Source organism: Streptomyces sp. NBC_01384, assembly GCF_045040035.1.
Classification (GTDB): Bacteria; Actinomycetota; Actinomycetes; order Streptomycetales; family Streptomycetaceae; genus Streptomyces.
Window position 1 is genome coordinate 4,233,594 of record NZ_CP109559.1, and the last position, 19,912, is coordinate 4,253,505.

Consider the following 19,912-nt stretch of genomic DNA (forward strand, 5'->3'; position numbering starts at 1 on the left):
ACACCCCCGGTCGGGTGGGTGGGCTGCCCACAGGAACCAAGAAGTGGTTGGAATCACGAACCACTGGGTATGGGCGGCTACCAACCCGTGAGCCGCCGTGTTCCCCAGGGGAAACGCCCGATGAAGCCTCGCGACCGTCATGCGGGCGCGTGTCCCCGTGGGCGAGCTCTGTCAGTGCCCGCAGGTAGATTCGTTTGAGGCCGGTGTGCCGACCGCACTCGGTGGGCACCGGCCGCTACCCGACGATTGCAGGAGTGATTCGCGTGGATCGTGTCGCGCTGCGCGGCCTCAAGGCCCGCGGGCACCACGGTGTCTTCCAGAAGGAACGCGAAGAGGGCCAGACCTTCATCGTGGACCTGAAGCTGGGCCTGGACACCCGACCGGCCGCGGCCGAAGACGACCTGTCGAAGACCGTGCACTACGGCATCGTGGCGGAGGAGGTCGTGGCCGTCGTCGAGGGCGAGCCCGTCGACCTCATCGAGACGCTCGCCGAGCGCATCGCCCAGACATGCCTGAAGCACGACGGGGTCCAGGAGGTCGAGGTCTGCGTCCACAAACCGGACGCGCCGATCACAGTCCCCTTCGACGACGTGACCGTCACGATCACCCGGAGCCGAGTATGACCGCCTACTTCACCGAGGGTCAGAGCGACCCGACCGTACAGCCGGTGCCCGCCTCCGTGGTCGAGCGGGTGGACGCCGCCGACACGACCCTGCAGAACCCGAAGCGGGCGGTGCTCTCCCTCGGCTCGAACCTGGGCAACCGTCTGGAGACCCTCCAAGGCGCCATCGACGCCCTGGAGGACACCCCGGGCCTCCGCGTCAAGGCGGTCTCCCCCGTCTACGAGACGGAGCCCTGGGGCGTCGAACCGGGCAGCCAGCCGACCTACTTCAACGCGGTCGTGGTCCTCAAGACCACCCTCCCCCCGTCCTCGCTCCTGGAGCGGGCGCACGCGATCGAGGAGGCCTTCCACCGCGTACGGGACGAGCGCTGGGGCCCACGCACGATCGACGTGGACGTCGTGGCGTACGCCGATGTCGTCTCCGACGACCCGGTCCTGACCCTCCCTCACCCGCACGCCCACGAGCGGGCCTTCGTCCTCGCCCCCTGGCACGACGTCGAGCCCGAGGCACAGCTGCCCGGCCGCGGCCCCGTCGCCCACCTGCTCACCGCCATCACCCGGGAAGGTGTCGTGCCCCGGCCCGACCTGGAACTCCGGCTGCCCGAGTAGTCGTTAAGGTCAGGACGACCAGAGGCGGGCTTACAAGAGGGGCAAAGGGACAACAACGTGAAACAGCTGCGCATCAGGACGCTGGCAGCCGTGTTCGTCGTGGCCGGTGTGCTGTCCTGGGCGGGCGCGCGCCTGTGGAGCGCGGTGGGGACCCTCCCGCGGGTCCCGCTGGCCGCCCCCATCGTGCTGGCCCTGATCGCCGTCGTCCTGCTCTCCACGGCGCTCTCCCTGCGCGCCCGCCTCAAGGCCCAGCGCGAGCGCCGCCCCGGCGCCAAGGGCGTCGACCCCCTGATGGCGGCCCGCGCGGTCGTCTTCGGCCAGGCGAGCGCCCTGGTCGCCGCCCTGGTGGCGGGCATGTACGGCGGCACGGGCGCGTTCCTGCTCGAGTCCCTGGACATCCCCGCCCGCCGCGACCAGGCCATCTACGCCGGCTTCTCGGTCCTGGCCGGCATCGCCGTGATAGCGGCCGCCTTCTTCCTGGAGCGCGTCTGCAAGCTCCCGGAGGACGACGACAACGAACACGGCGGCGCGGCTCCGGTCGCGTAGGGGTCACCAAAGCTGCCGGGCGAGGTGGCCGTTGACCAGGACACCGGGGTGCGGGTCGAGGCGGTAGCTGTAGAGGGTGAACGGCTTGTCCTTGGCGATGCGCCGCCGCACCTGATGGACCTGGGACTAGGCCGCCTCCCTCAGCTGAAGGGAGTGCTGCTCGGGCTTGAACGTTCCTCGTGACGGCCAACTGTCGGCCACGAGGAGCTTCGAGGCCTTGCCATCAGTGCGGGGCGTGAATCTGGCGCCGACGATCTGGGCGAGTTCCGCAAGAAACGGCACGCGTGGACCCAGCCATCGGGCGTGCCCAGCATCTGATCCGGCGCGGCGGTGAACGTCACATGATCGGTCACGACTTCGACGACCTCGCGGACCTTGACGGTCACCACTTCCGTGACCGCCGTCTGGACCGTGCGCTCTCCCTCCAACGTCCAGAGGCGGCAGCCCGCCTGAACGTTGCGCGCCTGCCTGCGCCCACCGACCGCATTCACCGTCTGCTTGCTGGGCAACCCGTACCCCATCGCGATCCCCCTTGATCAGCGATCGACTCCACCGATCGGAGACCGTATCGGGCACCACTGACAATCAGGTCAGCGCGCCAGTATCAGGCTCATTGCCTCAGCCCGGGTCGTAGCGTCCCGAAGCTGGCCGCGCACCGCGGACGTCGTGGTCTTGGCACCTGGCTTGCGAATGCCACGGACGGACATGCACATGTGCTCAGCCTCAATGACGACGATCGCGCCACGCGCCTCAAGGATCCGCATGAGTGAGTCGGCAATCTGAGTGGTGAGTCGCTCCTGCACCTGCGGCCGCCGGGCGAACACCTCGACAAGGCGTGCCAACTTCGACAAGCCAGTGATCTTGCCAGTGTCGGCCGGGATGTACCCGACGTGAGCCACACCATGGAACGGCAGGAGATGATGTTCACACAAAGATACGATTTCGATGTCCTTTACCAGGACCATCTCGTCGTGCCCGAGGTCGAACGTCGTCGTCAGCACGTCCTCCGGAGCCTGCCTCAGCCCGGCGAAAAGCTCCTTGTACGCCCGGGCCACCCGCCCGGGCGTCTCGCGCAGGCCCTCGCGGTCCGGGTCCTCGCCGACTGCGATGAGGAGCTCTCGTACGGCGTTCTCGGCTCGCTTCTCGTCGAACTCGCCGATCACGCCTTCGCCGTCCAGCGTCACGGGGTCGGTCATCTGGTCCTCGTTCCTGTGGATCTTGCGCGTGCTGGTCGACGCGTCCAAAACGTGTGGTCGTGCGAAAATGCCGCGCCCCCCAGGCTAGAACCTGGGGGGCGCGGCATCCATTCCGGGCCTGGTGAGGCCACCGGGAGAGCCTGGTCAGCTCTCGGGGCGGTCCTCCGGAGCCAGATCCTTCGCCGGGACGGACTCCGTCACATTGGCGATGGCCGGCGTCGATCCGTTCGCCCCGTTCGTCAGCGACAGCTCCTTGGGGGAGAGCACCGGCGGGCGGGTGGACGGGGTACGCCGGGAGGAGCCGGTCCACGCGGGGCGGGCCGGGCGCTTGACGATCGGAGCGAAGACCTCGGCGATCTGCTCCTTGCTCAGCGTCTCCTTCTCCAGCAGCTGGAGCACCAGCGCGTCGAGGACGTCGCGGTTCTCGACCAGGATCTCCCAGGCCTCGTTATGCGCGTTCTCGATGAGCTTCTTGACCTCTTCGTCGACGAGCGCGGCGACCTCTTCCGAGTAGTCGCGCGGGTGCGACATCTCCCGGCCGAGGAACGGCTCGGTGTTGTCGCCGCCGAACTTGATCGCGCCGAGACGCTCGGTCATGCCGTACTGCGTGACCATCGCGCGGGCCGTTGCGGTGGCCTTCTCGATGTCGTTCGCAGCGCCTGTGGTCGGGTCGTGGAAGACGAGCTCCTCGGCCGCGCGGCCGCCCAGCATGTAGGCCAGCTGGTCCAGCATCTCGTTGCGCGTCGTGGAGTACTTGTCCTCGTCCGGCAGGACCATCGTGTAGCCGAGGGCACGGCCGCGCGACAGGATCGTGATCTTGTGGACCGGGTCGGAGTTCGGAGACGCCGCCGCGACCAGGGCGTGGCCGCCCTCGTGGTACGCGGTGATCTTCTTCTCCTTGTCCGACATGATCCGGGTCCGCTTCTGCGGGCCCGCGACCACGCGGTCGATCGCCTCGTCCAGCATGGAGTTGTCGATCAGCTTCATGTCGCTGCGGGCCGTCAGAAGCGCGGCCTCGTTCAGCACGTTGGCGAGATCGGCACCCGTGAAGCCGGGGGTGCGGCGGGCGACGGCCGAGAGGTCGACGTCCTGCGCGACCGGCTTGCCCTTCTGGTGAACCTTGAGGATCTCCAGACGGCCCTGCATGTCCGGGCGGTCGACCGCGATCTGGCGGTCGAAGCGGCCGGGACGCAGCAGCGCCGGGTCGAGGATGTCGGGCCGGTTCGTGGCGGCGATGAGGATCACGCCGCCCTTCACGTCGAAGCCGTCCATCTCGACGAGCAGCTGGTTCAGCGTCTGCTCGCGCTCGTCGTGACCACCGCCGAGGCCGGCGCCGCGGTGGCGGCCGACCGCGTCGATCTCGTCGACGAAGACGATCGCCGGAGCGTTCGCCTTGGCCTGCTCGAAGAGGTCACGGACTCGGGAGGCACCGACACCGACGAACATCTCGACGAAGTCGGAACCCGAGATCGAGTAGAAGGGGACGCCTGCCTCGCCCGCGACGGCGCGCGCGAGCAGCGTCTTACCGGTACCAGGAGGCCCGTACAGGAGCACGCCCTTGGGGATCTTCGCCCCGACGGCCTGGAACTTCGCCGGCTCCTGGAGGAACTCCTTGATCTCCTGGAGCTCCTCGACCGCCTCGTCCGAGCCCGCGACGTCCGAGAACGTCGTCTTCGGGGTGTCCTTGGTGATGAGCTTCGCCTTGGACTTCCCGAAGTTCATGACCCGGGAGCCGCCACCCTGCATCTGATTCATCAGGAACAGGAAGACGACGACGATGAGGACGAAGGGAAGCAGAGACAGCAGGATGCCGAGGAACGCGTTCTGCTTGGACGGCGAGACCGTGTAGCCGTCCGGAATCTGCTTGTTCTGGAACTTGTCCTGGAGTGTGTTGGCGAGGTTGACGCCCTGGTCACCGATGTAGCTCGCCTGGATCTTGGAGCTGCCGGAGACCTTCTGGCCGTCCTTGAGCTGGACCTTGATGACCTGCTCGTCACCGGTGGTCAGCTTGGCCTCTTGGACCTTGTTGTCATTGATCGCCTGGACGACCTGGCCGGTGTCCACTGTCTTGTAGCCGCCGGACGAGCCGACGACCTGCATCAACACGACCACGGCAAGGACGGCCAGCACGATCCACATGACCGGCCCACGGAAGTATCGCTTCACGTCCATCCATACGGAGCGGTGTCGCCCCGTCCCTCCTGCCATAGTGAGTTTGATAAAGACTTATAAAGACTGTTCTTCGGACGGTACCCCAGCATTGTCACCCGCAGCCGCAGGGGACGACTGGTAATCCCGCCCACGCATGCTCCAACGGCGCGAAACCCGCTGGGGTTCCCGATCCTCTTACGAGGACTGGGACCCGGAGGTTCAGCCGCCGTAGACGTGAGGCGCGAGCGTACCGACGAACGGGAGGTTGCGGTACTTCTCGGCGTAGTCGAGGCCGTACCCGATCACGAACTCGTTCGGGATGTCGAAGCCGACCCACTCCACGTCGATCGCGACCTTGGCCGCCTCCGGCTTGCGCAGCAGCGTGCACACCTTGAGGGAGGCCGGCTCGCGGGAGCCGAGGTTGGAGATCAGCCAGGACAGGGTCAGCCCGGAGTCGATGATGTCCTCGACGATGAGGACGTGCTTGCCCTTGATGTCGGTGTCGAGGTCCTTGAGGATCCGCACCACACCCGAGGACTGGGTGCCCGCGCCGTACGACGACACCGCCATCCAGTCCATGGTGACGGGGGTGGACAGCGCACGCGCGAGGTCCGCCATGACCATGACGGCGCCCTTGAGGACACCGACGATCAGCAGGTCCTTGCCCGCGTACTCCGCGTCGATCTTCGCGGCCAGCTCAGCCAGCTTGGCGTCGATCTCTTCCTTGGTGATGAGCACCGACTTGAGGTCGGTGCCCATGTCTTTCGCGTCCACCCGCATCACTTTCGGTCGTCCGTCCCACTTTTTTTGGGCCCGTTCACCTACGGGGTTCTGATGTCGCTGTCGACGGTCGACCGTGCTCGGTCGCTCGTTCCTCACGACCTCCGCGCGTTCTCCCTTTCGACAGCGACGCACCCCTTCGGCTCACTCGCGCGGCCACCCGGACCGCCCGCGACCCGAGTGAGGGGTCCCGGAGAGCCGCGCGAGCGGTCCCGGTGGAGGGTCCGGTTTCAGCCTTGCCGAATCACCAGTCTGCCACCCTGGCGCTGGGCGACGACTTTGCCCGGGAGATTGATGGCTCCCTGACCGCGCCAGCCGGTGATCAGCCGGTCGATTTCCTCGATGTGGCGGGCGAACAGCGAACCGGCCGGGGCGCCCGCCTCGATGGCGGCGCGGCGCAGGATGCGGCGGCGTACGGCGGGCGGCAGGACGTAGAGCTTCGCGCACTCCAGGAGGCCCGCCGTGTCGCGTACGGAGGCCTCGGCCTGGCGGGCCCAGGCGTCGAGGGCGTCGGCGTCGTCGCGGGAGAGCTGGGCCGTCCGTGCGAGGGCCTCGACGACGCCCTTGCCGAGCGCCTTCTCCAGGGCGGGCAGACCTTCGTGGCGCAGCCGGGAGCGGGTGTAGGCCGGGTCGGCGTTGTGCGGGTCGTCCCAGACGTGCAGCGACTGGGCCATGCAGGCCCTGCGGGCGGTCTGCCGGTCCAGGTGCAGGAACGGGCGTCGGTAACGGCCGCCGGCCCCCGAGACCGCGGCCATTCCGGACAGGGAGCGGATGCCGGAGCCGCGGGCGAGGCCCAGCAGAACCGTCTCGGCTTGGTCGTCGCGGGTGTGGCCGAGCAGGACGGCGGCGGCGCCGTGGCGCTCGGCGGCGGCGTCCAGGGCGGCATACCGGGCGTCGCGGGCGGCGGCCTCGGGGCCGCCGCCGCGGCCGACGGTGACGGCGAGCGACTCGACGGGCGTCATGCCCAGCTCGACGAGGCGTCCGACGACGTCGTCGGCGCGCAGATCGGAGCCAGGCTGCAGACCGTGGTCCACGGTGATGCCACCGGCGCGGATGCCGAGTTTGGGGGCTTCGAAGGCGAGGGCGGAGGCGAGCGCCATGGAGTCGGCGCCGCCGGAGCAGGCGACGAGGACGAGCGGGGAGGACTCGCCTGGGGGAGGTGTGTGGTCGGTGAGGATGTCGTGGAGTACGCGGCGGACCGCCAGGCGTATCGCCGCGACCGCAGGATGGGGACCCATGTCCGGTTCCCTTCATGAAGTTTTCGGGGGGTGAGCCCGAGGTTCGGTCACTCAGAGTGTGTAGATGGTGACAGAAACAGGCCGTTCCCCGAGCATTGCACGCCTACCCATCGCTCACGGTCCCTCGGACGGGTGATTGGAGGGGCGTTCACCTGCCGTCGGCCGGATTCGTTTCACGACCTTGCCGTAGGGTTCACGACTCTGCCTTGCGATGCACCCGCGCGACCCAGTCCGCCGGTTTGGCGATCTCCGTCTTGGTCGGGAGAGTGTTCGGGGAAGTCCACACACGGTTGAACCCGTCCATGCCGACCTGGTCGACGACCGCGCGCACGAACCGTTCGCCGTCCCTGTACTGCCTCAGTTTGGCGTCCAAACCGAGCAGCTTGCGCAGGGCGAGGTCCAGGCGCGAGGCACCCTTGGCCCGGCGCTGCTGGAATTTCTCACGGATCTCGCCCACGGACGGGACCACATCAGGACCCACGCCGTCCATCACGAAGTCGGCGTGTCCCTCCAGGAGGGACATCACGGCGGTGAGGCGGCTGAGGATCTCCCGCTGGGCCGGCGTCTGTACGATCTCGACCAGTGAGCGGCCTCCGTCGTCCTCCTCGCCCTCGGGCCGGCCGCCCGCGAGCGACTGGGCGGCCTCTCTGATGCGCTCCAGGACCGTCATGGGGTCGACCTCGGTCTCGCCCAAGAAAGACTGGATTTCGCCCTCCAGGTGGTCGCGCAGCCAGGGCACGGCCGTGAACTGGGTGCGGTGCGTCTCCTCGTGCAGACACACCCACAGGCGGAAGTCGTGGGGCTCCACGTCGAGTTCGCGCTCCACGTGGACGATGTTCGGCGCGACGAGCAGGAGCCGTCCGCCGCCACTCGGTGAATCAGGGGTGCCGCCCGCCGGGAGTTCCCGGGTCGCCGGGGCGAAGGTCTCGTACTGCCCGAGGACCCGCGACGACAGGAACGACAGCAACATGCCCAGCTCGACGCCGGTGACCTTGCCGCCGACGGCGCCGAGGACGGCTCCGCCCGGGCTGCTCCCCCGCCGCTCCTGCATCTTGTCCAGCAGGGGCTTCAGGAGCTCCCGGAACCCGGCGACGTTGGCCCGGACCCAGCCCGGGCGGTCGACCACGAGTACGGGGGTGTCGTGGGTGTCCTCCGTGCCCATACGAGTGAAGCCCCGGACGTGTTCCTCCGAGGCTTTCGCATGCCGGCGCAGCTCCGCGACAACCTCCCTGGCCTCGTCGCGGCTCACCTCGGGGCCAGGCCGCACGAGCCGTGTCGCGGTCGCCACCGCGAGATTCCAGTCGACCATCTCGGCACCACCGATGCTCGTCATGCGTCAACCGTACGTGAGGGGGTCGCGGTGCGGTGAGAGGTACGGCCCCCGATGCGCCCCCGGTTCCGGGCCCACGGGGCTCGTGGTACGGGCGGTAGCTACCGGCAGCCGCAGCTCGCCAGTGTCGAGGCCGTGCGGTCCAGGGCCGACTGGGCCGCTGCCGGGTCCGTCGTGCCGGAGGCCAGGAAGGCGAAGGCCAGAAGGCGGCCGTCGGTGTCGACCACCGTGCCCGCCAGGGTGTTCACGCCTGTCAACGTGCCGGTCTTGGCGCGTACGACGCCGGTGCCGGAGGCGTCGTCGGCGTAGCGGTCGCTGAGGGTGCCCGTGAAGCCCGCGACCGGGAGGCCGGTCAGGATCGGCCGGAGTTCGGGGTGGGAGGGGTCGCCGGCCTTCACCAGGAGGGCGGTGAGCAGGTCCGCCGTCAGCTTGTCGGCGCGGTTCAGACCGCTGCCGTCCGTGAAGTGCGCGCCGGACAGCGGGAGTCCGAGCTTCCTCAGCTGCCCGTCGATCGCCTTCGCACCGCCCTCGAAGCTGGCCGGCCCGCCCGTGGCGAGGGCGACCTGACGGGCCATGGCTTCCGCGATGTCGTTGTCGCTGTTCGTCAGCATCCGCTCGATGAGGGCGGACAGGGGCGGCGAGGAGACCGAGGCGAGGGACTGCGCGCGGTTCGTGGCCTTCGAGGGGCCGGGGGAGGTCGTCTTGATGCCCTTGGCGTGCAGCAGGTCCGCGAACTTCCCGGCCGCGTCCGCCGCCGGGTCCGTGGTGCGCGCGACCGGGCCGCTGGTCGAGTCGTCGGTGCGGGCCTCGTCGGCCATCAGTGCGCTGACCGGCGCGAGGTTGGGGTTGGCGCCGATGGGGTGCAGGGTGGCACCGGCGTAGAGCGAGGTGTCGTACGAGAGCGTCACCCGGTCCAGATGACGGGCCTTCAGGGCGGTCGCCGTCTCGTCGGCCAGGGTGCGCAGGCTCGCCCACCCTCCCCCGCTCCCGGCTTCGTTCGAGCGGGAGGTGCCGCCGGCCTCCTTGCGGGCGGTCAGGGTCGGGTCGCCGCCGCCGACGAGCACGACCTCCTTGGTGCCGGGCTCCAGGACCGCACGGGTCTCGATGCGATGGTCGGCGCCCACGGCGGAGAGCGCGGCGACGGCGGTGGCGATCTTCGTCGTGGAGGCCGGGGTCTGCGCGTCGTCGGCGCCCTTGCCGTACAGCCGCTTGCCGGTCGCCACGTCGACGACCACGGCCGTGCGCCGCCCGCCGAGCGCGGAGTCGCCCAGGAGCCGGTCCAGGGTGCTTGTGAGGGCCTTCTCGGCGGGTGCGGGCAGCGCGGCGGAGACCGCGGAGCCGCCGAGGCCGGTCAGGACGGACGCGGCGCTGGGCGCGGGCTTCGGCGATGTGGGGGACGTAGCAGACGTATCGGAATTACGTCCGTGATCTGCGCCACCCTCCCCTTCTCGCGATGCGGCCCAGTCGCGCTCCGCCGTACGCTGACCGGAGGAGTCCCAGGGCCCGGCGACGGCCACCGCCCCGGCCGCGAGCGCCAGGCCCGCGGTGGCGGCGACGGCGGCGAGCTGGGGGGTCGTGAACTTCCCGGAACGCGGCCGCACCGCTTGAGCAACCCGCACCACCTGCGGCCGCACGGACCGCGCAGCCCGCGCCACACGCGGCTGCACGGACCGCGCGACCCGCGCCACATGCGGCTGCACGGTCCGCTTGATCCGCACCACATGCGGTCTCGCGGCCCGCCAAGCCCTCAGCTCTGGCACGACCACCAGCCCCTTTCGCGATCACACACCGGCGTGAGGGACACTTAACCACCAGAACTATGTGCTGATCATGGAGGAGCCACCGGTGGAGTTCGACGTCACGATCGAGATTCCGAAGGGTTCGCGGAACAAGTACGAGGTGGACCACGAGACCGGTCGGATCCGCTTGGACCGTCGACTCTTCACCTCGACCAGCTACCCGGCCGACTACGGCTTCGTCGAGAACACCCTCGGCGAGGACGGCGACCCGCTGGACGCGCTGGTCATCCTGGACGAGCCGACCTTCCCCGGCTGTCTCATCCAGTGCCGCACGATCGGCATGTTCCGTATGACGGACGAGGCCGGCGGCGACGACAAGCTGCTGTGCGTCCCGGCGCACGACCCGCGCGTGGAGCACCTGCGGGACATCCACCACGTGTCGGAGTTCGACCGCCTGGAGATCCAGCACTTCTTCGAGGTCTACAAGGACCTGGAGCCCGGCAAGTCCGTCGAGGGTGCCAACTGGGTCGGCCGCGCGGAGGCCGAGGCCGAGATCGAGCGTTCCTACAAGCGCTTGAAGGAGCAGGGCGGTCACTGATCCCTCCTGAGCCTCACGGGCCGCGTGACCCCTCCTGGGGTGGCGCGGCCCGTTCGCGTATCAGTGCGCATACTGGGGCCTACGGGAGGTGCACGGTCTGCAACAGCGGGAGTAGTGGGTGACGGAGGCGGAGGACCGCAAACCGCAGTCGGACGAGGCGCGGAGTGCCTTCGCGCAGCCGGACGGCGTGGCACCGGCGGCCGAGGACGAATCGGGGACGACGTCGGAGTTCGCGCTCCCCGAGGGGCTCGTGCCGCCCGAGCCGACGGGCGGCGCCGAGTCCGAGGGTTCGGCGTTCAGCGCCCCGCGCGCCTACGGCGCGAAGCACGCCACGGCGGCCTTCACCCCGGCGACCGGCATCCCCGCGGTCAGTCTGACCAAGGACGTGCCCTGGCAGGACCGGATGCGCACGATGCTGCGGATGCCGGTGGCCGAGCGTCCGGCGCCCGAACCCGTCCACAAGGAGGACGAGGCGGGGCCCGCGGTCCCGCGCGTGCTCGACCTGACACTGCGCATCGGCGAGCTGCTGCTCGCGGGCGGTGAGGGCGCCGAGGACGTGGAGACGGCGATGTTCGCCGTCTGCCGCTCCTACGGCCTGGACCGCTGCGAGCCGAACGTCACCTTCACCCTGCTGTCGATCTCGCACCAACCGTCCCTGGTGGACGATCCCGTGACGGCCTCGCGGACCGTACGCCGCCGGGGCACCGACTACACGCGCCTCGCCGCCGTCTACCGGCTCGTCGACGACCTGAGCGACCCCGAGACCGCGATCTCCCTGGAGGAGGCCTACCGGCGCCTCGCCGAGATGCGGCGCAACCGGCACCCGTATCCCGGTTGGGTGCTCACCGCCTCCAGCGGGCTGCTCGCGGGCGCGGCCTCGGTGCTCGTCGGCGGTGACGCGATCGTCTTCGTCGCCGCTGCGCTCGGCGCGATGCTGGGCGACCGGCTGGCGTGGCTGTGCGCGGGGCGCGGGCTGCCGGAGTTCTACCAGTTCACGGTGGCCGCGATGCCGCCGGCCGCGATAGGTGTCGCGCTCCAGCTCGCGAACGTCGATGTGAAGTCCTCCGCCGTGATCACCGGTGGGCTGTTCGCGCTGCTGCCCGGGCGGGCGCTCGTCGCGGGCGTGCAGGACGGGCTCACCGGCTTCTACATCACCGCGTCCGCGCGGCTGCTGGAGGTCATGTACCTCTTCGTGGGCATCGTCGTCGGCGTCCTCGTGGTGCTCTATTTCGGCGTGAAGTTCGGCGCCGCGCTCAATCCGGACCAGGCGCTGAGCATCTCCGAGCGGCCCCTGGTGCAGATCGCCGCCGCCATGCTGCTGTCACTGACCTTCGCGGTCCTGCTCCAGCAGGAACGATCCACCGTGCTCGCGGTGACCCTCAACGGAGGCGTCGCCTGGTCGGTGTACGGGGCGATGCACTACCCGGGCGGCATCTCACCGGTCGCCTCCACGGCCGTCGCGGCGGGCCTGGTGGGCCTCTTCGGGCAGCTGCTGTCCCGGTACCGGTTCGCTTCCGCGCTGCCGTACACGACGGCTGCGATCGGGCCCCTGCTGCCGGGGTCGGCCACCTATTTCGGGCTGCTGTCGATCGCCCAGAACGAGGTCGACAAGGGACTGGTGTCGCTCTCCAAGGCCGCCGCGCTCGCCATGGCCATCGCCATCGGTGTGAACCTGGGGTCGGAGATCTCTCGGCTGTTCCTGCGGGTGCCGGGGGGCTCCGCCGGGGGGCGGCGGGCCGCGAAGCGGACGCGAGGTTTCTGAGCGCCGGGTGCCCAGGAGCTCGGTGCCTTCTGCTCGGTGCCTTCTGTGGGACGGCGACCGCGGGTCGTTCGTGGCTGGCCGAGCCGTGCCTCGCGCCCCCCTACGGGGCGCTCAGTTGCCGTACGGGTGTTGCTGGGGCGGGTAGGCCTGGTCTTGGTTGCCGTACGGCTGCTGGGGCTGCTGGGGCTGCTGTTGCGGGTAGCCCTGCGGGTACTGCTGGGGAGGGTAGGCCTGGCCCTGGTCGTAGTTCTGGTCGTAGTTCTGGTCGTAATTCTGGTCGTAATTCTGGTCGTAGCCCTGGTAGTAGCCCTGGTCCTGGTTGCCGTACGGCTGCTGCTGGTACTGGCCCTCCTGGTACTGGCCCTGCTGGTACTGCCCCTGCTGCTGGTACTGGTACTGGTTCTGGTCCTGGCCCTGCTGAGCCGGGTGCAGGCGCAGCGGACGCGTCGCGTCGTCCATGACGGGGGCCGGGGGCTGCTGTTGGTACTGGGCCGGGCTCTGGAGGGCGTCCGGCACCGGCGGGTTCTTCTTGGCCTTGGAGCGGGCCCGCAGGAACTCGATGGCGATCGGGACCACCGAGACGAGGACGATCAGGATCAGGATCGCCTCGATGTTGTTCTTGACGAAGTCGATCTTTCCGAGCCAGGAGCCGAGCAGCGTGACGCCCGCGCCCCACATGACACCACCGATGACGTTGAAGGTGATGAAGGAGCGGTACTTCATGCCGCTGACGCCGGCGATGATCGGCGTGAACGTGCGCACGATCGGCACGAAGCGGGCCAGGACCAGGGACTTGGGCCCGTACTTCTCGAAGAACTCCTGGGCCTTGACCACGTTCTCCTGCTTGAAGAGGCGGGAGTCGGGGCGGCTGAAGAGCGAGGGACCGACCTTCTTGCCGAAGAGGTAACCCGCCTGGTCGCCGAGGACCGCGGCGACGCAGATCAGGGCGACGGCCGCCCACAGCGGGAAGTCCAGCTGGTTCGACGTGATCAGCAGACCGCAGGTGAACAGCAGCGAGTCACCCGGCAGGAAGAAGCCGATGAGCAGGCCGGACTCGGCGAAGACGACCAGCAGCAGGCCCCAGATGCCGAAGTTGTCCAGGAGCGTGTTCGGATCCAGCCAGCTTGGACCAAGGGCAAGCGTCGTCACGGTTCCGGGCTCCTGAGTGGTGAAGGAAGAGTACGGCGGTCCTGGTACGGCAGCACTGCAGTACGGCAGGCACTACGGCCGACCAAAGCTATCAACGCATTGTGTCCGTGCCAGGTTCCACCAGTACTTCCAGGATGCACTGTGTGCTCACTGGGACAAAGCTGTGAGTCATGGGCATCGAAGAGTACGGAGGCGGCCAGGGACCCCAGCCGGCCATGGAACGGCTCGTCGAGCAGGCACGCGTGCGGGGCGCCAACGGTGTCCTGATGTTCCGCTTCGACGTGACGGAGGCCGCGGACGTGGGCACGGAGGTGTGCGCCTACGGCACCGCGGTGGTCCTGGCGAAGGAGTAGCGCACACAGGTCCGCGGAACAGCGCATGCCTGTAGGGGGCGCATGCCGGTAAGGGGCGCCCGCAGTCGGCGGACGCCCCTTACGTCAGGCTCCCTGGGAGTGCCGGGCGGCGTTCGCCGCGATCGCGTCCCTGAGATGCTCGGCGACGCCGGGCCCGACGGCCTCGTAGAACGCTTTGAAGCGCTCATCGGACACGTACATCTCGCCGAGCCCCTCGTGGATCTTGTACGGGCAGTCGAAGTACCACTTGGTGATGTGCTGCCGGTGCTGCTCGGCGAGGTCCATCGCCCGCTCGTCGGTGGCGGGTACGCCCTGCGCCACGAGTGCGCCGTACCGCTCGCTCCAGGCGGTGGTCTCCTCCTTGATTCGCAGCCAGTCGTCCTTGGTGTAGCGGGCGACCCGCTTCTGGGACTGCTCGTACGTCCAGGTGCCGCCCCAGCGTTGCTCGGCCTCCTCGTTGTACTTCTCCGGGCCGTCGTCCCCGAAGACCTCGAACTTCTCCTCGGGCGTGAGGTTGATGCCCATCGTGCGTGCCTCCATTGCGTGCTCCACGGCCGCTGCCATCTTCTGCAGCTTCTCGATCCGGGCGGTCAGCAGCTCGTGCCGGCGGCGCAGATGCGCGCGCGGGTCCGCCTCCGGGTCGTCGAGCAGGGCGGCGACCTCGTCGAGCGGGAAGCCGAGTTCCCGGTAGAACAGGATCTGCTGCAGCCGGTCGAGGTCGGCGTCGCTGTAGCGCCGGTGCCCCGCGTGGCTGCGCTCGCTCGGCGCGAGCAGGCCGATCTCGTCGTAGTGGTGCAGGGTGCGCACCGTGATCCCGGCGAAACCGGCGACCTGGCCCACTGAGTAACCCACTTCCGCTCCTTCCTCGGTACGCGTCCCACCATGGGCCCTCACGCGACGTGAGGTGCAAGCCGGAAATCGCGGGGTGCCAGAGCGACTTCCCCGGGGTGCCGGAGCGACTTCCCTGGGATGTTGTGCAGCTTTTGCCCGCTTAAGGTGTGGGCGTGAGCGCCGATTCACCCTCGGTGACCCCCATGCGGCGTGTGCTGCCGTTGATCGTGCCCTCCGTGGTGGTCGGTGTGGCGGCGGCGCTCGTCCTGCGACCTCTCGCTGCCCCCGTAGAGGGAGTCGGCGCCGAGCGAGGTGCCGATCTCTCCTCGATGGTCATGCCGTTGGCGATCAGCTCGGCATATGGTTACGCCCGAGCCGGAATCAGCTTTCCGCGGCTTCACCAAGCCAATCGCCGCACCGTTGGAGACCCTGTTCACGGCGGCCGTGCTGGTGGCCGACCCGGCTGTGCTGCCGCTGCCGGCGCCGGCCTCCGTCCCGGCCTGGCTGATCGTCACCGGACGGCCGCAGATGCAGCTGCGCGACGACGGGACCCCGATCCGGTGACGCGAACCGGGCCCCGATCATGAACCGACGGACCCCTCCGATCCGATGAACCAGATGAACCAGTCGACACAACGATCCGATGAACCCGTAGACACCTTGACCCGATGAACCCGTAGGACACTGCGACCCGCCAACTCGATGGGAGAGCCCATGCCGCTCCACAAAGGACCCGAGAAGCCCGACGAGCGACCGATGTCCGTCAACCCCTTCTTCGGGGAGGCGAATCCGCTCGGCGACATGACCGAGGCGCCGCCCAAGCACCGGCTGCCGGACCGGCCGCTGGCTCCCTCGACGGCGTACCAGCTCGTCCACGACGAACTGATGCTGGACGGGAACGCGCGGCTGAATCTCGCCACCTTCGTCACCACCTGGATGGAGCCGCAGGCCGCGGTGCTGATGGCTGAGTGCCGCGACAAGAACATGATCGACAAGGATGAGTACCCGCGCACCGCCGAGCTGGAGCGGCGCTGCGTGGCGATGCTCGCGGATCTGTGGAACGCGCCCGATCCGGCGGCCGTTGTGGGCTGTTCGACGACCGGGTCGAGCGAGGCGTGCATGCTCGCCGGGATGGCGCTGAAGCGGCGCTGGGCGCAGCGGAACGCGGACCGCTACCCCGGAGCCCGCCCCAACCTCGTCATGGGGGTGAACGTCCAGGTCTGCTGGGACAAGTTCTGCAACTTCTGGGAGGTCGAGCCGCGCCAAGTACCGATGGAGGGCGACCGGTTCCACCTCGACCCGCAGGCGGCGGCCGAGCTGTGCGACGAGAACACCATCGGGGTCGTCGGCATCCTCGGCTCCACCTTCGACGGGTCCTACGAGCCGATCGCCGAGCTGTGCGCGGCCCTCGACCAGCTCCAGGAGCGTACGGGCCTCGACATCCCGGTCCATGTCGACGGCGCGTCCGGCGCGATGGTCGCCCCCTTCCTGGACGAGGACCTGGTCTGGGACTTCCGGTTGCCGCGGGTGTCGTCGATCAACACCTCGGGGCACAAGTACGGGCTGGTCTACCCGGGCGTCGGCTGGGCACTGTGGCGGACGGCGGCCGAGCTCCCGGAGGAACTCGTCTTCCGGGTCAACTACCTGGGCGGCGACATGCCGACCTTCGCGCTCAACTTCTCCCGGCCCGGCGCACAGGTCGTGGCGCAGTACTACACCTTCCTGCGGCTGGGGCGGGAGGGCTACCGGGCCGTGCAGCAGACGACCAGAGACGTGGCCCGCGGGCTCGCCGAGCGGATCGAGGCGCTGGAGGACTTCCGACTCCTCACCCGGGGTGACGAGTTGCCCGTCTTCGCTTTCACGACGGCGCCCGACGTGAGCGCGTACGACGTCTTCGATGTGTCCCGGCGCATGCGGGAGAACGGCTGGCTGGTGCCCGCGTACACCTTCCCGGCCAACCGGGAGGACCTGTCCGTGCTGCGGGTGGTGTGCCGCAACGGTTTCTCGACGGACCTCGCCGATCTCTTCATCGAGGACCTGAGCCGACTGCTGCCCCAACTGCGTCGGCAGCCGTACCCGTCGACCCCGGACAAGGAGGAGGCGACCGGTTTCCATCACTAGGACACCTCCGGCGAACACCAGAACACCTCCGGCGAGGGGCGTGGCTACCCCCGGTCGCCGGGGTGGGGTGTCCCGGTCGCGTAGGGGTTCTCCTCGCCGTCCACCAGGACGCCGACGAACGGCTCGCCCTCGCCGGCGAATGTGTACGCGCCGCTCTGGATCCGCTCGATCAGGTCCCGGGTCCACTGGGCGCCGGAGTCGGCAGAGTGGACCCAGAAGTTCATGATCTCGCCGATGTGGCCGAGCTGTCCGGGACCGTCCCCGGGGGTGTAGTACTCGGTGACGGAGGTGCGCCACTCCTCGATGGTGCGCACGCGCTCCTGAAGGAGTTCGAGGGTCTCCTCCCGGCCCAGGTCGACCATGAAGCCGAGCCCGGCCGAGAGGATGTCCGGCTTCTGGTCGTACGCGGTCAGCGACTGGCGCAGCAGGGTGAAGTACTCCTCGGTGCCCTTGTCCGTGATCTCGTACTCGGTGCGCGGCGGGCCGCCCGCGGTGGACGGGGCGATCTCGTGGGCGTGCAGCAGTCCTTGCTTCGCCATCTGCTTGAGCGCGTGGTAGATCGAGCCGGGCTTGGCGTTGGACCACTCGTGGGCGCCCCAGTACTCGAGGTCGTTGCGCACCTGGTAGCCGTGGGCCCGCCCGTGCTGGCGGACGGCGCCCAGCACCAGGAGACGGATCGCTGACATGGGGTCCAGATTATGCGGCGAAGATGAGAGCGCGGAGGTCAACCCTCCTGCTCACGGGCTACCAGCTCGAAGGCGGTCGCACCGTCCAGGGACTCGCGGATGATGTCGGCGTGGCCGGCGTGCCGGGCCATCTCGGAGATCAGACGCAGCAGCACCCAGCGCATCGAGACCCGCTCGTCCGGCGGGAACCAGGGGTCGTTCGGCAGCGGGAAGGTGTCGTCGAGGCTGGGCACCGAGCGGATGAACGCGTCGGTCTCGGCCGCGACCTTCTCCCAGTACGCGAGCTGCGACTCGACGGTCTCGCCGCCGGCGAGCACGAAACACTCGTGCCAGTTCGACTCGTCCCGCTTCACCGCGGGCGCCTCGCCCTTGGCACGGGCGATCCAGCTCTGCTCGACCTCGGCGACATGCTTGAGCAGCCCGGCCGGCGACAGTTCGCTCGCGCTCGGCCTGCTCGTGGCCTGTTCCGGTGTCAGACCGATCAGGGCCCGGCGGATACCGCCGCGCTCGGCCTCCAAGAAGGAGAGCAGAGCTCCGCGCTCGTCGCCGGGAGCCTCCGCCGAAACGTGAGTAACCATGATCTGGCCGCCTTTCATCGGGTCTTCCTGCCTGACATCCCCTGCCTGGCACCGACGAAAGTACGGGCCCTTGCGGTCAGGTTCTGTCCGCAAGGGCCCGGCGGCAACAAGGAGTCCGACAAAGATTCTTGGAACGGGAAAGTCTTAGAACGGGAAGAAGCTGCGGCCGTGCTGGACCGAGATCCACTTCTGGGTGGTGAACGCCTCTACCGTCGCCTCGCCGTTCAGGCGGCCGATGCCCGAGTGCTTCTCGCCGCCGAAGGCGACCAGCGGCTCGTCGTGGACGGTGCCGTCGTTGACGTGGAACATGCCGGTGTCGATCTGCTTGGCGAAGGAGACACCGCGCTCGATGTCGGCGGTGTGCACGGCGCCGCTGAGCCCGTACGGGGTGTCGTTGACGATGCGTACGGCCTCCTCCTCGCCGTCGAAGGGGACGAGCAGCGCGACGGGGCCGAAGATCTCCTGCTGGAGGATGGCGGAGCCGGCGGGCAGGTCCGTCAGGACGGTCGGCTCGACGAGGTTGTCGGTGGTGGCGCCGCGTACCAGGGCGGTGGCGCCCTCGGCGATCGCCTGGTCGACGGCGCCGGTGAGCGCGTCCGCCTGGGAGGAGTTGATGACCGGGCCGATGATCGTCTGGGGGTCGCTCGGGTCTCCGACCTTCAGCGTCTTGACCTTGGCGACGAACTTCTCGGTGAACTCGTCCGCGATCGAGCGGTCCACCAGCACACGGTTGGCGGCCATGCAGACCTGGCCCTGGTGGACGTACCGGCTGAAGACCGCGGCGTCGACGGCGTAGTCGATGTCCGCGTCGTCCAGGACCACAAGGGCGCTGTTGCCGCCAAGCTCCAGCACCGCGCTCTTGAACTGCGAGGCGCAGACGGTGGCGACGTGGCGGCCGACCTTGTCGGAGCCGGTGAAGGAGATGACCTTGGGGATGGGGTGCTCGATGAAGGCGTCGCCGATCTCGGCTATGTCGGTGATGACGACGTTGAGCAGACCGCCGGGCAGGCCCGCGTCCTCGAAGATCTTGGCGACCAGGGAGCCGCCGACGATCGGGGTGTTCTGGTGCGGCTTGAGGACCACGCCGTTGCCGAGCGCCAGGGCCGGGGCGACGGACTTCAGGGAGAGCAGGAAGGGGAAGTTGAAGGGGCTGATCACACCGACGACACCGACGGGGACGCGGTAGACGCGGTTCTCCTTGCCGTCGATCGGCGAGGGGATGATCTTGCCCTCGGGGCGCAGCGCCAGCTGGATCGACTCGCGCAGGAACTCCTTGGCGAGGTGCAGCTCGAAGCCGGCCTTGAGGTGGGTGCCGCCGAGCTCGGCGATGATCACCTCGGTGATCTCCGCCTCGCGCTCTTCGATGATGCGCAGGGCCTTCTCGAAGACCGCACGGCGCGCGTACGCGTTGGTCGCGGCCCATTCCTTCTGGGCCCGCTGGGCGGCGCTGTACGCCTCGTCGACCTCGTCCACCGTGGCTATGGTGATCGACGCCAGCTTCTCGCCGTCGTACGGGTTGAAGTCGATGATGTCCCAGGAGCCGGTGCCCGGGCGCCATTCGCCGCCGATGTACTGCTGGGCCAGGTCGGTGAAGTAGGACGACATGTGCTCCCTCGATCCCCT

The 19,912-nt window shown here is 68.9% G+C and carries 18 protein-coding genes and 1 pseudogene; 8 read left to right on the forward strand and 11 right to left on the reverse strand.

Translation table 11 applies throughout. The features are described 5' to 3' along the window. Positions 1 to 263: 263 nt before the first annotated feature. Genes folB through OG747_RS19240 form a run of 3 tightly spaced genes read left to right on the forward strand, consistent with a single transcriptional unit; the run spans position 264 to position 1,777 of the window. Positions 264 to 623 (forward strand): dihydroneopterin aldolase, encoded by a 360-nt coding sequence (gene folB, locus OG747_RS19230; protein ID WP_101399893.1) that lies wholly within the window; start codon positions 264 to 266, stop codon positions 621 to 623. Next, a complete protein-coding gene (gene folK / locus OG747_RS19235; protein WP_405880560.1) occupies positions 620 to 1,231 on the forward strand; it encodes a 2-amino-4-hydroxy-6-hydroxymethyldihydropteridine diphosphokinase in 612 nt (203 codons plus the stop codon). Before folB ends, folK begins: the two co-directional genes overlap by 4 nt. A 57-nt stretch (positions 1,232 to 1,288) precedes the next feature. Next, positions 1,289 to 1,777, forward strand: coding sequence for a DUF3180 domain-containing protein (locus OG747_RS19240; RefSeq protein WP_405880561.1), 489 nt, complete (start codon positions 1,289 to 1,291; stop codon positions 1,775 to 1,777). A gap of 590 nt (positions 1,778 to 2,367) precedes the next feature. On the opposite strand, the gene folE is transcribed toward OG747_RS19240, so the two are convergent. The 6 genes from folE to dacB form a co-directional block, all read right to left on the reverse strand. Further along, complete coding sequence (gene folE, locus OG747_RS19245; protein WP_329365748.1) at positions 2,368 to 2,973, reverse strand: GTP cyclohydrolase I FolE; 606 nt, start codon at positions 2,971 to 2,973, stop codon at positions 2,368 to 2,370. A 144-nt stretch (positions 2,974 to 3,117) separates the two neighbouring features. Beyond that, positions 3,118 to 5,145: an ATP-dependent zinc metalloprotease FtsH gene (gene ftsH, locus OG747_RS19250; RefSeq protein WP_405880562.1), complete on the reverse strand. Its 2,028-nt coding sequence runs from the start codon at positions 5,143 to 5,145 to the stop codon at positions 3,118 to 3,120. Positions 5,146 to 5,343: 198 nt separating this feature from the next. Then, the gene (hpt, locus tag OG747_RS19255) at positions 5,344 to 5,904 is read right to left on the reverse strand and encodes a hypoxanthine phosphoribosyltransferase (protein WP_010986089.1); all 561 of its coding nucleotides are present in this window, start codon (positions 5,902 to 5,904) and stop codon (positions 5,344 to 5,346) included. A 230-nt stretch (positions 5,905 to 6,134) separates the two neighbouring features. Then, positions 6,135 to 7,142: a tRNA lysidine(34) synthetase TilS gene (gene tilS / locus OG747_RS19260; RefSeq protein ID WP_405880563.1), complete on the reverse strand. Its 1,008-nt coding sequence runs from the start codon at positions 7,140 to 7,142 to the stop codon at positions 6,135 to 6,137. A 193-nt stretch (positions 7,143 to 7,335) separates the two neighbouring features. Then, the gene (locus OG747_RS19265) at positions 7,336 to 8,475 is read right to left on the reverse strand and encodes a zinc-dependent metalloprotease (RefSeq protein ID WP_405880564.1); all 1,140 of its coding nucleotides are present in this window, start codon (positions 8,473 to 8,475) and stop codon (positions 7,336 to 7,338) included. A gap of 98 nt (positions 8,476 to 8,573) precedes the next feature. Next, a complete protein-coding gene (dacB, locus tag OG747_RS19270; protein ID WP_405880565.1) occupies positions 8,574 to 10,238 on the reverse strand; it encodes a D-alanyl-D-alanine carboxypeptidase/D-alanyl-D-alanine-endopeptidase in 1,665 nt (554 codons plus the stop codon). A gap of 79 nt (positions 10,239 to 10,317) precedes the next feature. Between dacB and OG747_RS19275 the strand changes: the two genes are divergently transcribed. After that, the gene (locus OG747_RS19275) at positions 10,318 to 10,809 is read left to right on the forward strand and encodes an inorganic diphosphatase (RefSeq protein WP_405880567.1); all 492 of its coding nucleotides are present in this window, start codon (positions 10,318 to 10,320) and stop codon (positions 10,807 to 10,809) included. Positions 10,810 to 10,927: 118 nt separating this feature from the next. Next, on the forward strand, positions 10,928 to 12,571 hold the full coding sequence (locus OG747_RS19280; RefSeq protein WP_405880568.1) for a threonine/serine exporter ThrE family protein: 1,644 nt from the start codon (positions 10,928 to 10,930) through the stop codon (positions 12,569 to 12,571). A 111-nt stretch (positions 12,572 to 12,682) separates the two neighbouring features. Here OG747_RS19280 and OG747_RS19285 read toward each other — a convergent pair whose 3' ends face one another. Further along, positions 12,683 to 13,720 (reverse strand): DedA family protein, encoded by a 1,038-nt coding sequence (locus OG747_RS19285; protein WP_405880569.1) that lies wholly within the window; start codon positions 13,718 to 13,720, stop codon positions 12,683 to 12,685. A gap of 170 nt (positions 13,721 to 13,890) precedes the next feature. On the opposite strand from OG747_RS19285, the gene OG747_RS19290 reads away from it, so the two are divergent. After that, complete coding sequence (locus OG747_RS19290) at positions 13,891 to 14,073, forward strand: heavy metal-binding domain-containing protein (RefSeq protein WP_405880570.1); 183 nt, start codon at positions 13,891 to 13,893, stop codon at positions 14,071 to 14,073. A gap of 84 nt (positions 14,074 to 14,157) precedes the next feature. Here OG747_RS19290 and OG747_RS19295 read toward each other — a convergent pair whose 3' ends face one another. After that, positions 14,158 to 14,925 (reverse strand): MerR family transcriptional regulator, encoded by a 768-nt coding sequence (locus OG747_RS19295; RefSeq protein WP_405880571.1) that lies wholly within the window; start codon positions 14,923 to 14,925, stop codon positions 14,158 to 14,160. Positions 14,926 to 15,330: 405 nt separating this feature from the next. On the opposite strand from OG747_RS19295, the pseudogene OG747_RS19300 reads away from it, so the two are divergent. Together OG747_RS19300 and OG747_RS19305 are read left to right on the forward strand one after the other, a co-directional pair. Further along, positions 15,331 to 15,468, forward strand: a pseudogene (locus OG747_RS19300) (ion channel protein); the annotation flags it as partial. Between the two features lie 150 nt (positions 15,469 to 15,618). Next, positions 15,619 to 17,025: a glutamate decarboxylase gene (locus OG747_RS19305; RefSeq protein WP_405880573.1), complete on the forward strand. Its 1,407-nt coding sequence runs from the start codon at positions 15,619 to 15,621 to the stop codon at positions 17,023 to 17,025. A 44-nt stretch (positions 17,026 to 17,069) separates the two neighbouring features. On the opposite strand, the gene OG747_RS19310 is transcribed toward OG747_RS19305, so the two are convergent. The 3 genes from OG747_RS19310 to OG747_RS19320 form a co-directional block, all read right to left on the reverse strand. Next, positions 17,070 to 17,711 carry a PadR family transcriptional regulator gene (locus OG747_RS19310; RefSeq protein ID WP_405880574.1) on the reverse strand — a complete coding sequence of 214 codons (642 nt, stop codon included), beginning with the start codon at positions 17,709 to 17,711 and terminating at the stop codon, positions 17,070 to 17,072. A gap of 38 nt (positions 17,712 to 17,749) precedes the next feature. Then, entirely contained in the window at positions 17,750 to 18,289 is a 540-nt protein-coding gene (locus tag OG747_RS19315) for a DinB family protein (RefSeq protein WP_405880575.1), read from the reverse strand. 144 nt (positions 18,290 to 18,433) lie between these two features. Beyond that, positions 18,434 to 19,894, reverse strand: a complete 1,461-nt coding sequence (locus OG747_RS19320) for an aldehyde dehydrogenase family protein (protein WP_405880576.1) — start codon at positions 19,892 to 19,894, stop codon at positions 18,434 to 18,436. Positions 19,895 to 19,912: the final 18 nt, after the last annotated feature.